The organism is Rhizobium sp. NPDC090279 (assembly GCF_044769665.1).
Lineage (GTDB): Bacteria > Pseudomonadota > Alphaproteobacteria > Rhizobiales > Rhizobiaceae > Rhizobium.
This window is the reverse complement of sequence record NZ_JBIVYI010000015.1, coordinates 1-13,517: the sequence shown is the minus strand read 5'-3', so window position 1 is coordinate 13,517 and position 13,517 is coordinate 1. Positions and strand designations below refer to the sequence as shown.

The window sequence follows — 13,517 nt, the reverse complement described above, 5'->3', positions numbered from 1 at the left end:
ATCTTGTTGCCTCTCTGGAGAAAGATCGATGTCAACATTCGAAGTTGCCGCCCAGCCCGCCGCCATTGTCCCTGACGAGCGTCGCCTCGCATTCTTGCCCAGCCTGTTCGGGCACTCGTCGCTGATTATCGGCGAGAACGCGGTGTATAATCTCATGGGGCGGCTAAGCCCCCTCGATTATGGCGGCGGGTTCTGGGACTTCTACGAGCATGGCGGCAAGCCGCTGTTCATGGCTCCGAGGTCCAAATCGCGCTTTCGGATCACCGGCGATATCACCGGGTTTCAGGGAGAGGTCTCGGCAGAGGCCGCAGGGATTATCGCCACACTCTTCGCGTTCTCACATATCTCGTTTCAGCATCAATCCGAGTATCTCTCCGAAGGCTACGGCCGGCTCTATGCCTACTCGGCGGATCACCCCGAAGCCGCCGAGATTTTTCAGGCGATCGATTGAGGCATCAAACCTGCGCGTCTCGATTGGCGCAGCTACCCAGCAATTTGGTCGGATCGATCCGGGCGGCAAGTTGTCCGGATGAGCCCTCCCGCAATCCGAAAAGATCGATACCAATGACGACATTGGAAAGCCGCATGTTCGTGACCATCTCATCAGGTCACGTGAGCACCGAAACCGCCTGGATGCTTGACAATACACCCTGTGCGGAATGGCCTTGCGTCGGAGGGGGGTATGCCGACTACGGCTGGTTCTTTTACGCTCATGACGAAAATACTGGGGAAGAGGATCAGCGCATTCCCGACGACCTCTTTGCCATCATGACATGGGCGCGCCTGAAAGGGTTCAGTCATATCCTGCTCGATCGCGACGCGGAGCAGGTTGATGATCTGGTCTGGCATGACTGGTAATACCGCTAAATCAACGACCTAGCTGTTCAACGCAACAGTCGCCGTTCGAGCAAGGATTGCATGTCTCGCCGACCGTCGGCGATGCAATAGATGATCACATCCCGTCCCATGATGCGGTAGATCATGCGCCATGGCTTGTGATGCAGTTCCCGATATTCGGTGATGCCGAGCCCAAGCAGTTCCTTCGGCACGTTTCCCCGGCCGGGGAAATCTTCAAGTCCCAGACAGGCTTGTTCGATTTCCCCGAGTAACCGTTCGGCGGTTTGGACGCCATCCCGACTGGCGAGGAAACGGTAGAGATCCTCAAGATCCTGTTCCGCGGCCTCTACGAACAGAACCTGATACGGCATCAGGTTTCAGAGTTCGACAAGCGTGTGCGAAGGCGTGCGAAGGTTTCTTTCGCAGGGCGGACTTTTCCCTCTTCGACCTGTTTGTTGGTCAGCGCCAGCACCTTTAAAAGCGCCAGCGTTTCCTGCGTCTCCTCATATTGCGTGACGTCCTGAAGCACGGCTTTTGCCTCGCCATGCAATGTGATCACGACGGGCTTGCGATCATCGCCAAGCTGGCGAATGACTTCCGGTGCATGAGCCTTGAGGTAGCTGATGGGCTTGACCTGTTCCGAGAATTTCATTCGATCCGGACTCCTTTTGACCAGAATATAGACCGTTAATGGTCTGATTGGAAGCCATCGTTGCCTGGCTGCAAGAGGGAGAGCTGGGCGGTTTGGAGGGGTGGTGGCCGCTGGAAGGCCAGAGAGAGGGCTTGCGGAACCGCCCGCATCGCTGCCCAGTCTTTCGGCGATATTATCCACTCTTCCCCTCACCCGCCCGGTAATCGCGACAGCGATCAGCCGGGTTCCTTCGTTTCAGGAGACCTCAACATGAACACCATGATTGCCAATCCGCAGTCGACGTCGTCCGGATTTAAGGTCGATATTTCCCGCGGTGAACGCATCGGTCGCGTTTCGTCCGAATGGTTTTCGCGTCCCGACGACGAGCGCTATCTATCGCTCTCCGATCTTCATCGTGCAGTCAGCACCAGAACCGAGCGTGCGCGCGTCCGGACGGTCGAGACCGCCGAAATCCACGTCGAGGCGACCCGCGACAATGCCGAACGCCTGTCGCTGATTGTTCCCGGCGGGCGCGAGCCACTGGCGCCGACACATTGGAGCTACGGCCAGCTATGCAGCCTGGTCGGCGCGCCCGCGAGCTACATGCGCCAACTGCCCGCGCCGCTAGCGGCGATCAATCTTCAGCACGGGCTCCTCAATCGCAATGCCGAAATGGTCAAGACCCTGGAGATGGACGATGGTCGCGTCGAGCTGCGAGCGGTGACTGGACCTGAATACGGGCGTATCTGGGATCAGGATCTTGTAGCGGCTGTGATTGGTATCGCCGGCAATGGCACTGGCGACACGATCTGGAAAGTGCCCGGAGTGCTGGATTGGTCGAACATGACCCACAACCCATTCGTTGATGTCACAAAAGACACCACCACGCTTTATGCCAGCGACCGCGACATCTTCCTGTTTCTCGTCGACGATACGCACCCGATCGAGGCAGGCCGATTGCAGAACGGTGAGCCGGATTTCTATTTTCGTGGCTTTTATGCCTGGAACAGCGAGGTCGGCTCCAAGACGCTTGGGATTGCAAGCTTTTACCTGCGGGCAGTGTGTGCCAACAGGAATCTCTGGGGAACCGAGAATTTCGAGGAGATCACCATCCGTCACTCGAAATTTGCGGCACAGCGTTTCGCCCAAGAGGTCGCGCCGGCATTGACGAATTTCGCCAATTCCTCGCCCGCGCCCTTCATCGCCGGCATTCGCGCCGCTCGGGAGCGTATCGTCGCCCGAAGCGACGACGATCGTTTGGACTTCCTGCGCAAGCGCGGTTTCTCGAAGCACGAAACCGGCAAGATCATCGAGACCGTTCTTTCCGAAGAAGGGAGACCCCCCGAGAGTATTTTTGACTTCGTGCAGGGCATCACCGCCCTTGCGCGCGGCAAGTCGCATCAGGACACGCGGCTCGAACTCGAAGGCAAAGCTCGAAAACTGCTCGAAAGTGCGGCCTGACACGCTTGCCCATTAGCAATCTTCATCCCTCCGAGCCCGGCCCCGCGCCGGGCTTTTCCGTTCAGGAGAACTGAAATGACGAACGATTTTTCCTTCCACGCTTACGTCGCGGCCGAGGCCATCGAAAAGGTTGGCCGTCTGTTCAATGCGTCGATCGACGATATTCTCAACGAACTGCTGCAAAACGCACGACGGGCAGGGGCGACAAAGGTCGTGATCGACCAGATTGTCCATCCCCGCTTTGGAGATGCCATCCGCATCGCCGACGACGGCGCCGGTCTCGACGACCCACGATCGCTTTTTTCTCTCGGATACAGCAACTGGTCGGAAACCCTGTCGCGCTCCGAGGACGCTGCCGGCATGGGCTTCTTCGCTCTCGCCAATCGAGGAGCCATCGTCCTCGCCCGGCAGAAAAACACCGAGAACGCATGGACGATCGAGGCGACGCCTGACGCCTTTCATGGCAGGCAACTGATCAATGCACAGCTCGGCCCGAAAGGTCATGCGGGAATGACCGTCATTTTCCCCGAAGGTACCAACGACAACCTTGCCGACGCCGTTTGTCGCGCCGCGCGGCACTTCCCCCTTCCAGTCGACTTCAACGGTGCGCCGATGGCTTCTGCCGATTTTCTCAACGGCGCGAGCCGTGTCGAGGAATGGCGTGGCATCCGGATCGGCGTGTTCGACCGTGACCTCGCCTATGGCTACGGCGACAACGCCAACTTCCACGGCGTAACCCTTAGAATTCTGCTGCCATGGCTCCGGCAATCCTGGCATTCCTCTTATTGCGCCCGGATTGACGTCGTCGACTGCGCCTATCTGAAGCTGGTGCTGCCTGCGCGCAAGGAGGTTGTGCGCGACGCGATGTATGAAGGCTTGGTGCTGGAGATCAATCGCGTGTATTTCCGCCTCGTTGCGGCGGGCGGTCCGCACAGCCTCGCCTTCAGTGACTATCAGCGCGCCTTGTCTCTCGGCGTCGAGCTGCAGGAGGCCGAACCATTCCTCAGGCCGTTTTTTCCAGCCTTTGCCGAATCCGACCGCAACGAAACCGTCGCTCCACGACCGGTGGGTCCGAACGCTCATATTTATGAGGGTGGCGGCCCCCTTGAAGAACAGAACGTTGCTCGTGCGTTTGCCGTTTGGAACGATGCTCCACCCATTTTTGAACCGAACCATGCCTATGCCGGCTATGTCTGGTACGACCGGTTGAGCTGGATCACCCTGAAAAACTACAGGATGATCATGGGCGACGTCGTCGAGGAGATCGATCCGGACGATTCATTCGAGACCGAGGGTCGGCCGGATCGGCTCGAAATGGCCCTTGAGGTGCTCGATACGCACGTGGCGGAGATCCGGCATCTCGAAACCGATCTGCTCGTCGCAGGTCCTGACTACGGTACCCTCGAGGAGGTGGACATCCGTGTCACGCGACAATCGACGATCACGCCGGCGAAACTGCAAACGTTCCTGATCGACGCGCTGTTTTCGCCTTCCGACGATGCGGAAGACGCATCCTACGAGCAGCAGCTGGAGTGGTTCACCGACGCTGCTGAGGACCGGAGCATCAATCTGCTGCAGTCAGAAGCTGATGCCGACCTCAACGCGATCGTTCGTGCCGTCGAGCGCGAACTTGTGTGGCGTGTCCCGAAGCATGGATCGATTGTGATCCGGATCGATGACGGAAAGGTCTCTGTCGAAGGGCTGCCGAGCATCGAGGGTGCCGCAGAGGCATCGCCTCGCCAGATCTGAGCATATCTGGATCAAGGCAGTCGCGGGATTTCGCCTTCCGCCACTCGCCAGACCCAGGGGGTGATCTCAGGTCTCGCCCCGATCATGTCGGCGAGGACGTGCTCATATTCCTCTCCGGCGCTCGCCGGCACGATGAACATGGCGACGGGAGCAGGCTTCTGCTCCGGCAACGTCACCGACACGATCGGTGCATCGCGGGCCAGATTGAAGCGCAATCCCTTGACGCTCTTTCGCTTGAGGTGGCCGAGTTTTTCCAGAAGCCGCAGTTCGTGAATGTCCTCGAACGGCAGCCAGTGCTCGTTGACCACCATCAGGGCAACCTCTTCGACCGATGCAATGCCGGCGACCGATATCCCAAAGGTGGCGATGACGATCAGGTGGAACGTCTCGCTCGATCGCCACAGTTCCAGTTCGGTTTCATGGCGTGTGGCCAGCCGTCGCCATACACTCTCCTCGATCATCAGTGGAAATGGCATGTGCCGCACGACAATCCTCTGCCCCTCACGCGCGGCGGAAAACTCCTTCACTTCGGCCACGATCATCATGAGTTTCCGAGGTCCCGGGCCGGTCGCCTGCACATCCTTCAGCGCGGCGACGCGCCGTGCGGCTATCCCGTCCTTGTCGTCGGGATGGAACACTTCCGGCACGAAGAGCATGTCACCCAGGGCATTTCCTCTTGCCGTCATCTGCGCGGCGGCGTTCAGAAGGCTGGCTCGCACCCGGCCCCAGCCGCGCCTGCCTGCCCAGGTCGAACGCCATTCCGTCAGCTCGCCCGTCGCCCAGAGATAATGCAGCATCGCTCGCAGTGACAATTTCCTGGGCTCGCTGCGGATGCCATGCTCGGACACGTTGGACGGGGCACTGGGCGCGGCGCGAGGCCCGCGTTTCGTCAGCGAAAAGTCCAGTTTCAGATCGGCCTTGCCGCCGGCGCCGATCTGGATCGCATTGCCGATCAACGGGCCAAGGCCGGAAAGCTCGTAGGGAGGCTCATAAGACGGGCATGAAGGATCGTGATCGCGACCTGAAAGGGGCATGCGTTTGACGAGATACTGATCCTCCAGGCGCACGATATACATCGGTACCGGCGGGTTCTTGCATTGGCATTGTGGTCGGATCTTTTGTTCGTAGGCGCGGGGAAGCAGCGCATGGAACTCGACGGTATCCTCCTCAAGTGACCTGTCATCAATCAGAAACCACCGCACCTTGCTCCTCCTGTTTTGATTCAGGAATCTTGCCGGACGAGGCCGTCCGATGACGATGTAGCACAAACTCGATCGATTATACTATCGTAAACAAAATAGTATGAGATAGCCGACAGCACGATCTGCCTATTGCCACAGGCAAGAAAGCGGCGCCGCGGCGAGCTTTTCGCCAAACGGTACGACATCGGTATTCTCATAAAGGACGATGCCGAATGCAAATTTCTCGCCGCACGCGTCCGCAAGCGTTTTCAGTCCCCCAAAATCACCCGCCTTCACCGTGGCGCTTGCCTTCACCTCTATTCCCACGATCATGCCATCGTCGCGTTCGAGCACGACATCCACCTCGCGCATCTGCTGGTCGCGAAAATGGTAGGGCGTGAGTCTCAGGTCCGAGCCCGACATGAGTTTCAGGATCTCGGAAAAGACAAAGGTTTCCACAAGTGCACCGAAGGCACCGCGATCGGCCTTGATCCGCTCGAAGGTCAGTCCTCTTGCTGTGGCCAGTATACCGGAGTCGAGGAAGTGCAGTTTTGGCGTCTTGGCAATCCGTTTCAGTGCATTTGTATACCAGGGCTGCACGGTGGCGATCAGGAAGACCTGTTCGAGCAGACCGACATACCGCTGTCCGGTCTTGTGGCTGACATTGATGCTCGATCCGAACTGCGAATAGTTCACCAATTGGCCAGAATGTTCGGCTAGGAGCCGCGCGAATTTCGGCAATTCAGTGAGTTTCTCCACGTCGGCTATGTCTCGCAGATCGCGAGTGAGGACCGATGTCAGATAGGATCGCGACCAATCCTGTCGCCGCCGCTCGCTTTCACGCGCGATTGCTTCGGGAAAGCCGCCGAGCAAAACAAGCCGCAGAAGCTCATCTCCGACGATCGCTTGTCGATCGCCCTGCAGTTTTCCCTCGAACAGCCGGGGCAGGAAAGTCGGCAGTCCTCCTTCGATCTCGACCCGGGAAAGCGGCAACATGCGGAACGTCTCCATGCGACCGGCCAAGCTATCGGCGACACGAGGTAGGGTGAGGACATTGGCGGAGCCGGTCAGCAGAAAGCGGCCGGGACGATAATCCTCGTCCACTGTCTTCTTGATCGCCAGCAACAAGTCGGGCGCGCGCTGGATTTCGTCGATGATTGCCTTGTCAAGACCCCGTATGAAACCGGCGGGTCGGATTGTGCCGCCGCAAGCACCGTCTAATCGTCCAGGGTAACGTAGCGACGGTCATCTCCGTCTAGTTTCCGGACGAGCGTGGTTTTTCCGGCCAGGCGTGCGCCGACAATCAAGACGACCGGCGTATCCGAAAGCGCTTCCTCCACCCGATGTTCGACGAACCGATTGCACATGGTTGCTTTCGACTCTTTGAAAATTGGAAATATGAAACATGATAATTGGAAGCCAATAGGCCGCTTATTGAGAGATGACGACGAGGAATCTAGAAGTGGCCAATGATCTTTGCTCGAACCTGAACTGATAGTCGCCCTGTCTTTGAGATAGGTGTTACGTTCCGAAGGAGGGAGAGAGGGGCCGGAAGAGGGTTGCCTGCCCGGGTTTGGAGAGCGTCCTGGCGGGCCTATCCTTTCCCGCTCTCGACAGGGTTTGCCATGAACGTCATCACATCCGGCGCCGCAAGCGCGACCGTCGACTCGCTTGCCGGCGACATCACGCTCCGTCGCGTGCACGTTATGAACGACTATCGCATCGAGCTTGCCTGCTTTCGCGAGGGCATGTGCAACAGGTTACGATCCTTTGGCCTCTTTTCGGAAATGATCGCCTGGAAGGTCGGGTTTTTCATCCCCACCTCGGATGAGGGATCCGCGATCCTCTCGCATCTTCTCGAGCGCCATCGCGTCGTCGATGTCGCCGGTCGGACGTGAAGGAGGCCATAGCCATGCTTTCCGCCTCGGAATTGGCGGACCGTCTTGCGCACGATGCCGAGGCGGTCTGTCGTCACTATCTCTCCGCCGGCCGCCGGGCCGGCAATTACTGGATCGTCGGCGATGTCGCGAACAACAAGGGCAAGTCGCTCTATGTTCATCTTTCCGGTCCTCGCAAGGGCAGATGGGCGGATGCAGCGACAGCGCAACATGGCGACCTGCTCGATCTCGTGCGTGAAACCTGCGGATTTGCCGACTTCCGCGATGTCGCCGACGAGGCGAGGCGTTTCCTGAACGAACCCCGGTCCGGCCCAACCCAATCCACATCGGCATTGTCCAGCAGGAGCGTCGAGCTCGACAGCCCATTGGTCGAAAGTCCGGCTGTTGAACGCGCAAGGCGCCTGTTTCGCATGACGCAGCCGCTCTGCGGCACGCTGGCCGACAGCTATCTGCGCCGGCGCGGCATCCTGCGCGCGTCCTTGCATCCCGCCCTCCGCTTCCACCCGTGCTGCCACTATCGTGACCTCATGACCGGCAAGACCCGCAGCTATCCGGCGATGATCGCAGCCGTAACCGACCGCGCCGGCATGATCACCGGGGTGCACCGCACCTGGCTCGACCCGGATGGCGAGGGAAAGGCAAGGCTCGACGATCCCCGCCGGGCGCTTGGCCGCCTGCTCGGCAACGCCGTCCGGTTCCGCTTCCCGGTCCATGGCCTCGTGCCTGTCATGGCGGCGGGCGAGGGGCTCGAAAGCATTCTGTCGCTCTCGCAATTGATGTCCGGCATGCCGATGGTCTCGGCGCTATCGGCCAATCATCTCACCGCGTTTCGGCCACCAACAGGGTGCTTGCGCCTCTATGTGGCCGCGGACGCAGATGCTGCGGGCCGGCATGGCATTAAGGGATTGAGCCGCCGGGCGCAGGCGCACGGCATCCAGCCGCTCGTGCTCTCCCCGGAGCTCGGCGACTTCAACGAGGATCTGTGCCGGCTGGGACCCGACCGGCTCATCGCAAATCTCCGGGCTCAACTCACACCGGAAGACGCTTGTGCTTTTCTTCCCGCGTGACGCGGTCGCGCCGGGGACAACTGATCAGGGCGAGGCGTGGCTGGCGGGGTCGGTGCCTGCCGGTTTCCCTCTTGGTGAGGTGCGCGCCTGCGGGCCTGCCGAGATGCGACCCTTACCATGCGGCGGTCGGGCCTTCAGCGGATCGGTCAGGTTTCTTCCCTGCGCCGGCTCTTTCAGCGCATCGGCCGTTCCGAAAACCGGCCGCCACTTTTCGGGCCGATGCTGCAGCCGGCGCTCCTCGCGGGCCAAGAAACCTGGCCTCAACCGCCCGGCGCTGCGCTAAGCGGCTTCGCTTCGCTCGCGGTTCCGGCCCGGCCGCCACCTGAACAGGGATCGCCGTCAGGCCGCGAGAGGCGCGGCCCAAACCCGACGGAGATCAGCATGAACCTCATCCTTCCCACCGACGACGCCTTGGAACCCCATCACGTTTCGTCCCCGACCGACCGCTTCATCTACGAGATGCAGATTTACGGCCATCGCTCCTTTCAGGACGAGCCGGATCCGCGGCCGCTGCCGGAAGAACCGGTCGTCCAATCGGCGCTGACCGCGATGTTCGATGCCATGTTCGAGATGCTCGGCGACACGCGGCTGGAACCCGATCTCGAAGACCTGCTCTGGTCGACGGTCAATCTCTTTCACCGCGCCGGCGAGCGCATCCAGCGCGAGCTGCAGCGCAACGAGGACGCACAGCGCACTGGCCAGCATGAGCAGGACGGCTCGGAGGTGAAGTCGGTCGAGCTCGAACGACACGTCGTCGAAGGCATTTCGCTTCTGGAGCGCCGCAACGCCTTCGAGTTCATGCGCGATTATGCCGCCGACCTCTTCGAGGCGCAGACCGGATCGACATGGCGACCGCGGACCGGCTCGAAAGTCAGCCATGCCAATATGACGGCCGCGATGATCGATAGCCGCGACTTTCTTTCCGCTCGCCGCCGCACTGAGACCGAGGTGATGATCCCAGCCGGCACGAAGATCGCCTTCGGCGGCGGTATGGACTACAACGACCATGAGGCGATCTGGGATGCGCTCGATCGCGCGCATATGAAATTTCCGGACATGGCCTTGCTGCACGGCGGGTCGCCGAAGGGTGCCGAACGTATCGCGGCGTGCTGGGCAGAGAACCGCAAGGTAACGCAGATCGCCTTCAAGCCAAGCTGGACGAAACACGCAAAGGCGGCACCCTTCCGCCGCAACGACGATATGCTCTCCGTGATGCCGGCCGGCGTCATCGTTTTTCCGGGTTCAGGCATCACCAGCAATCTGGCCGACAAGGCCCGGCGTCTCGGTATACCGGTTTGGCGCTTCGGAGGAGGGGGTGCGTAAAAGCCCCAGTTGCTCCGAACGCAGACACAACGCTTGCATCTTTGTTGAATTGTGTACACATTTCCCATTGAAACGGAGCCTGGCCATGCCTCAATCCCGTCAACATACATCATCTCCCCGCCGTGTCGGTGTGCGGGAATTTCGCGGCAACCTGACGTCCTTCCTCAAACAGGTCGAAGACGGGCAGAGATTCGTCCTGACATCCCATCACAAGGTTGTTGCGGAAATCGGACCGCCGTCGTCGGACGTTGTCATGCGGAAACCCGGCGCGTTACGCGGAAAGATCAAAGTCGATAATAATTTTGACAGCCTGCCTGCGGATGTTCTGATGTCCATGGAAGACGGGACATGAGACTGCTGCTCGATACGCACGCCTTGTTGTGGTTGCTAAACTACGACGAGACGCTGGCACGGTATGCTATTCGAGCCGCCGAACTTGCTTCATGTCGCGATCCGTTTATCGCGTCCAATCCTCGATCCGTAGGCCCGCCACCCGGTTGAACTCACCGACATTATTGGTGACCAATATGAGCCCGCGCGCTTTTGCCTGTCCTGCAATTAGCACGTCATAAGGGCCGATCGGCATACCCTTTGCAGCGAGCGCCGCGCGAACTTCTCCGGCGACGAAGGCATCGTTCCGGTCGAAATCCAGTATAGAAAAATCGGCCAGAAGCAGCCTTAAGGTTTCGAGGTTGTGCTCGATCCGCGCGCTCTTGTGAGCCCCATAGTAAAGCTCATGAACGACGATCGCCGACAAGGCGATGCTGCCTTGTTCGCTCTCGAAAATCCGTGCGGCGAGTCTGTCGGATTTGCGGCCGATCAGCGCGATCACTGCATTCGTATCCAGCAGGTGAGAAATCACCGGAACACCGCATCAAGATCTGGCCGATTTTGCGGTTGGGGCTGCTCGCGACCGCTCAATAGGAAATCGTCGCTCATTCCGCGTGCCAACGCCGCTTTGAGCGATCCCCACGCCTCATCGTGCGCGACATGCGGGCGCAGGACTACTGCGTCACCCTCCTGGCTGACCTCGACGCGATCGACGTTGAAGCGAAACTCCTTGGGGAGGCGAACCGCCTGCGAATTGCCGGATTGAAATATCTTTGCGAAATGGGGCATGATCCCCTCCTAATTAACGTATATACGGCCTAGTATATACGTGTGTAATAAGTTCAACACAAGGGGAGGAGCAGATTAAACCCGCGTCTGAATTCTCCAGCCGACGACGGAAGTTGGTGCCCAGTACGTCGGCAAAGTTGGCTCCGATCGTCAGCGCAGGTTGTCAGTATCGGGTTCCTTGGTGAGCACTTGCGGTTCGGCGGCTGATCGAACTGCAGCGAGCTCACAAGGATTGCACCTCGGGCCGCTGTAACAAACTGCTTCGTTCGGTATTGCCGCAGGACTGGCATGGGGCATACCGATCTCACGGTCCAGCGAAAGCATGGCGAGGGTGCTTCATGTGCTTGAAGTGGCCGACAGGGGCGCGCGGCGATGGCGTAGAGCCGCATGGGGCGGAGCGTCAGATCGGTGCGAGGCTAATATCCGGCAGCGTTGAACCGGGCGGCTATGATGGTTTGTCGCGGCCCTCCGTTGCCCCGAACCAATCCCGTTTTATGTCGCTCGTTTAGACGACCGCCTGCTTTTGCGGTCAACCCCTGAAGGGGTAAGACTCGCCCGAAATTTTGCAAAATTCGATTTCGGTTCTTTCGTCCTGGCGGAAAATAGAATTTTGCAAAAATTTCAGCCGCGCTGACCGCAGCAGATCGGTCGTCTCTTCGGGCGCCATCGGGAATGGTCCCGAGCAACCGAAGGAGACTGAACCATGGCCACCACGATCGCAACCCTGACGCAGAAGACCGACGGCGTCCTCGAAGGCGTCTTCGCCACCATCCGGGTCAACGCCCCGATCGCCATCGTCCCAAACGTAAGCAAGGCGAGCGAAGAAGCCCCCGACTACCGTGTCATCCACCGCAAGACCGGCTTCGAAATCGGCGCCGCGTGGAACCGCATCGCTCGCCAGACCGGTGAGGAATACCTCTCGGTGAAGCTGGAGGCGCCGGAGATCGGTGTGATCTTCGGCAATCTCGCCCAGGCACCCGGCGGCGATCCGAGCAAGAAGGTGATCCTCTGGAACAACCCGAACTGAGTGGAATACAGCCGGCCCCGAGCGATCGGGGCCGGTTTCTCCGGCTTTTCTCCTGTGGTGGGAGAGAAAGAGGGCATCGAGCCCCTTTCCCTCCTTCTTCCGTGCCAAACGAGAGAAAGGTCTGTCTGCTCAGAAAGACAAATTTGCCATGAGGGGCTCGCGCCGCGTCAAGGACATCGCGGCCCCTCCAATTTTTTCGCCGAACTGCTGAAGCGGCTCGGCGAAAAAATCGGTTCCTCCGCTCGCCGCCTCCGGCGGTCGCTCCGCCATCCTTGACCCGGCCCGATCCTCACGACCCCGAGCGTCATCTTTCACATTTACAAGGAGATGACGACGATGACGAATGCACTCGAAATCCAGATCGAACTGTTGCGCGCCGAACTGAACAACGCCGATCCGGCCGAGCGCCGCCAGATCGAGGCGGAGCTGGAACAAGCCCGCGCGGAACTGGCGGCGGCAATCGCTGAACAGGATCGCACAAGTGGCGCTGAGCCTCCCCAGTGAGGGAGGCTTTCGTGTCGCCTACACGCCCACTGGGCCGGATCGACCCGCATGGCGAATCTGAGGCTCCGCGTGAACCTATGGTCCGGACGGGGTCGAGGGTCATAACTGGGGTCGGGTCTTATAGCCTCTTGCGCGCTTCGCCTTTAGGAGATCCAGAAACATCAACACCGCCTCGTCTTCTCGATCGAAGTGATGAACCAGCGATTGTCCGGTCGAGCCAATGCGGCCCCATCGCCGTGTCAGGCAGGGTGTGCCGAACAGTGTCGGCTCGATAGACAGCGCGTAGAAGCGTGCCATGTTCTTGGCCGCGTCCGTGCGCTCGACATAGAGGTGATAAGGCTGAGCGAGCATGGTGACAGAATCGCCCATCGGGAAATGCACGTCCAACGACACTTATGAATCGGTGGCTGCCCGACGATTCATTTTCGTGATGAAACATTTTCCCGACGGCGTGAGGCCTGGCTGCCCTGCCAACCCTTGCGGGACGCTCTCATTGCAATTAAACTATCGAAAATGCGTCAGTAAATCTCGCCGTAGCAGCCCGTCGGGCACTCGCACAGCGGCACGCAACGGAGCGTGGATTAATGACCACCGAACCTTCTCTTCGCCCTGCATTTGAGAAAACGGCGATGTCACGTTGTCTGCAGCTTAACGGTTGGCGGATAACTAGGCGAGGATGAGCTCGCCGACGATCAGTTACAAGAACCACCGCTTTCCGCC

General features: G+C 59.6%; 17 protein-coding genes and 1 pseudogene. 10 read left to right on the top strand and 8 right to left on the bottom strand.

The annotated features are described in order from the left end of the window. Positions 1 to 28 precede the first annotated feature (28 nt). Together ACIQWP_RS28605 and ACIQWP_RS28600 are read left to right on the top strand one after the other, a co-directional pair. Positions 29 to 451, top strand: coding sequence for an antirestriction protein (locus ACIQWP_RS28605; protein WP_402794968.1), 423 nt, complete (start codon positions 29 to 31; stop codon positions 449 to 451). 134 nt (positions 452 to 585) lie between these two features. Beyond that, positions 586 to 858, top strand: a complete 273-nt coding sequence (locus tag ACIQWP_RS28600) for a hypothetical protein (protein ID WP_402794965.1) — start codon at positions 586 to 588, stop codon at positions 856 to 858. A 26-nt stretch (positions 859 to 884) separates the two neighbouring features. On the opposite strand, the gene ACIQWP_RS28595 is transcribed toward ACIQWP_RS28600, so the two are convergent. Further along, positions 885 to 1,208, bottom strand: coding sequence for a type II toxin-antitoxin system RelE/ParE family toxin (locus ACIQWP_RS28595; protein ID WP_402794962.1), 324 nt, complete (start codon positions 1,206 to 1,208; stop codon positions 885 to 887). Further along, complete coding sequence (locus tag ACIQWP_RS28590; protein ID WP_402795215.1) at positions 1,208 to 1,489, bottom strand: type II toxin-antitoxin system Phd/YefM family antitoxin; 282 nt, start codon at positions 1,487 to 1,489, stop codon at positions 1,208 to 1,210. The genes ACIQWP_RS28595 and ACIQWP_RS28590 overlap by 1 nt, the downstream gene beginning before the upstream one ends. 249 nt (positions 1,490 to 1,738) lie before the next feature. Here ACIQWP_RS28590 and ACIQWP_RS28585 point away from each other — a divergent pair, with 249 nt between their 5' ends. Next, entirely contained in the window at positions 1,739 to 2,929 is a 1,191-nt protein-coding gene (locus ACIQWP_RS28585) for a DUF932 domain-containing protein (RefSeq protein ID WP_402794959.1), read from the top strand. 75 nt (positions 2,930 to 3,004) lie between these two features. Beyond that, positions 3,005 to 4,678, top strand: a complete 1,674-nt coding sequence (locus tag ACIQWP_RS28580) for an ATP-binding protein (RefSeq protein ID WP_402794957.1) — start codon at positions 3,005 to 3,007, stop codon at positions 4,676 to 4,678. A gap of 11 nt (positions 4,679 to 4,689) precedes the next feature. On the opposite strand, the gene ACIQWP_RS28575 is transcribed toward ACIQWP_RS28580, so the two are convergent. Together ACIQWP_RS28575 and ACIQWP_RS28570 are read right to left on the bottom strand one after the other, a co-directional pair. Then, positions 4,690 to 5,880 (bottom strand): DUF1173 domain-containing protein, encoded by a 1,191-nt coding sequence (locus ACIQWP_RS28575; protein WP_402794956.1) that lies wholly within the window; start codon positions 5,878 to 5,880, stop codon positions 4,690 to 4,692. Between the two features lie 126 nt (positions 5,881 to 6,006). Further along, positions 6,007 to 7,226: pseudogene (locus ACIQWP_RS28570) on the bottom strand (ATP-binding protein). Positions 7,227 to 7,484: 258 nt separating this feature from the next. Between ACIQWP_RS28570 and ACIQWP_RS28565 the strand changes: the two are divergent. Together ACIQWP_RS28565 and ACIQWP_RS28560 are read left to right on the top strand one after the other, a co-directional pair. Then, a complete protein-coding gene (locus ACIQWP_RS28565; protein ID WP_402794953.1) occupies positions 7,485 to 7,757 on the top strand; it encodes a hypothetical protein in 273 nt (90 codons plus the stop codon). Positions 7,758 to 7,771: 14 nt separating this feature from the next. Then, complete coding sequence (locus tag ACIQWP_RS28560; protein WP_402794950.1) at positions 7,772 to 8,824, top strand: toprim domain-containing protein; 1,053 nt, start codon at positions 7,772 to 7,774, stop codon at positions 8,822 to 8,824. A gap of 24 nt (positions 8,825 to 8,848) precedes the next feature. On the opposite strand, the gene ACIQWP_RS28555 is transcribed toward ACIQWP_RS28560, so the two are convergent. Next, positions 8,849 to 9,073, bottom strand: coding sequence for a hypothetical protein (locus ACIQWP_RS28555; RefSeq protein WP_402794947.1), 225 nt, complete (start codon positions 9,071 to 9,073; stop codon positions 8,849 to 8,851). A gap of 132 nt (positions 9,074 to 9,205) precedes the next feature. On the opposite strand from ACIQWP_RS28555, the gene ACIQWP_RS28550 reads away from it, so the two are divergent. Continuing rightward, positions 9,206 to 10,147: a DUF2493 domain-containing protein gene (locus tag ACIQWP_RS28550; RefSeq protein WP_402794945.1), complete on the top strand. Its 942-nt coding sequence runs from the start codon at positions 9,206 to 9,208 to the stop codon at positions 10,145 to 10,147. 85 nt (positions 10,148 to 10,232) lie between these two features. Beyond that, positions 10,233 to 10,499, top strand: a complete 267-nt coding sequence (locus tag ACIQWP_RS28545) for a type II toxin-antitoxin system Phd/YefM family antitoxin (RefSeq protein WP_402794942.1) — start codon at positions 10,233 to 10,235, stop codon at positions 10,497 to 10,499. Positions 10,500 to 10,604: 105 nt separating this feature from the next. Here ACIQWP_RS28545 and ACIQWP_RS28540 read toward each other — a convergent pair whose 3' ends face one another. After that, positions 10,605 to 11,009 (bottom strand): type II toxin-antitoxin system VapC family toxin, encoded by a 405-nt coding sequence (locus ACIQWP_RS28540; protein WP_402794939.1) that lies wholly within the window; start codon positions 11,007 to 11,009, stop codon positions 10,605 to 10,607. Continuing rightward, the gene (locus ACIQWP_RS28535) at positions 11,006 to 11,266 is read right to left on the bottom strand and encodes an antitoxin (RefSeq protein ID WP_402794937.1); all 261 of its coding nucleotides are present in this window, start codon (positions 11,264 to 11,266) and stop codon (positions 11,006 to 11,008) included. The genes ACIQWP_RS28540 and ACIQWP_RS28535 overlap by 4 nt, the downstream gene beginning before the upstream one ends. Before the next feature lie 703 nt (positions 11,267 to 11,969). Between ACIQWP_RS28535 and ACIQWP_RS28530 the strand changes: the two genes are divergently transcribed. Both ACIQWP_RS28530 and ACIQWP_RS28525 read left to right on the top strand, forming a co-directional pair. Beyond that, positions 11,970 to 12,293 carry a DUF736 domain-containing protein gene (locus tag ACIQWP_RS28530; RefSeq protein WP_402794934.1) on the top strand — a complete coding sequence of 108 codons (324 nt, stop codon included), beginning with the start codon at positions 11,970 to 11,972 and terminating at the stop codon, positions 12,291 to 12,293. A gap of 336 nt (positions 12,294 to 12,629) precedes the next feature. After that, the gene (locus ACIQWP_RS28525; protein ID WP_402795224.1) at positions 12,630 to 12,797 is read left to right on the top strand and encodes a hypothetical protein; all 168 of its coding nucleotides are present in this window, start codon (positions 12,630 to 12,632) and stop codon (positions 12,795 to 12,797) included. 99 nt (positions 12,798 to 12,896) lie between these two features. Here ACIQWP_RS28525 and ACIQWP_RS28520 read toward each other — a convergent pair whose 3' ends face one another. Continuing rightward, positions 12,897 to 13,148: a WGR domain-containing protein gene (locus ACIQWP_RS28520; protein ID WP_402795213.1), complete on the bottom strand. Its 252-nt coding sequence runs from the start codon at positions 13,146 to 13,148 to the stop codon at positions 12,897 to 12,899. Between the last annotated feature and the right edge of the window lie 369 nt (positions 13,149 to 13,517).

Coding starts and splice junctions, on each gene's coding strand:
- ACIQWP_RS28605 (WP_402794968.1), top strand. CDS start 29: ATGTCAACATTCGAAGTTGCCGCCCAGCCCGCCGCCATTGTCCCTGAC.
- ACIQWP_RS28600 (WP_402794965.1), top strand. CDS start 586: ATGTTCGTGACCATCTCATCAGGTCACGTGAGCACCGAAACCGCCTGG.
- ACIQWP_RS28595 (WP_402794962.1), bottom strand. CDS start 1,208: ATGCCGTATCAGGTTCTGTTCGTAGAGGCCGCGGAACAGGATCTTGAG.
- ACIQWP_RS28590 (WP_402795215.1), bottom strand. CDS start 1,489: ATGAAATTCTCGGAACAGGTCAAGCCCATCAGCTACCTCAAGGCTCAT.
- ACIQWP_RS28585 (WP_402794959.1), top strand. CDS start 1,739: ATGAACACCATGATTGCCAATCCGCAGTCGACGTCGTCCGGATTTAAG.
- ACIQWP_RS28580 (WP_402794957.1), top strand. CDS start 3,005: ATGACGAACGATTTTTCCTTCCACGCTTACGTCGCGGCCGAGGCCATC.
- ACIQWP_RS28565 (WP_402794953.1), top strand. CDS start 7,485: ATGAACGTCATCACATCCGGCGCCGCAAGCGCGACCGTCGACTCGCTT.
- ACIQWP_RS28560 (WP_402794950.1), top strand. CDS start 7,772: ATGCTTTCCGCCTCGGAATTGGCGGACCGTCTTGCGCACGATGCCGAG.
- ACIQWP_RS28550 (WP_402794945.1), top strand. CDS start 9,206: ATGAACCTCATCCTTCCCACCGACGACGCCTTGGAACCCCATCACGTT.
- ACIQWP_RS28545 (WP_402794942.1), top strand. CDS start 10,233: ATGCCTCAATCCCGTCAACATACATCATCTCCCCGCCGTGTCGGTGTG.
- ACIQWP_RS28535 (WP_402794937.1), bottom strand. CDS start 11,266: ATGCCCCATTTCGCAAAGATATTTCAATCCGGCAATTCGCAGGCGGTT.
- ACIQWP_RS28530 (WP_402794934.1), top strand. CDS start 11,970: ATGGCCACCACGATCGCAACCCTGACGCAGAAGACCGACGGCGTCCTC.
- ACIQWP_RS28525 (WP_402795224.1), top strand. CDS start 12,630: ATGACGAATGCACTCGAAATCCAGATCGAACTGTTGCGCGCCGAACTG.
- ACIQWP_RS28520 (WP_402795213.1), bottom strand. CDS start 13,148: ATGCTCGCTCAGCCTTATCACCTCTATGTCGAGCGCACGGACGCGGCC.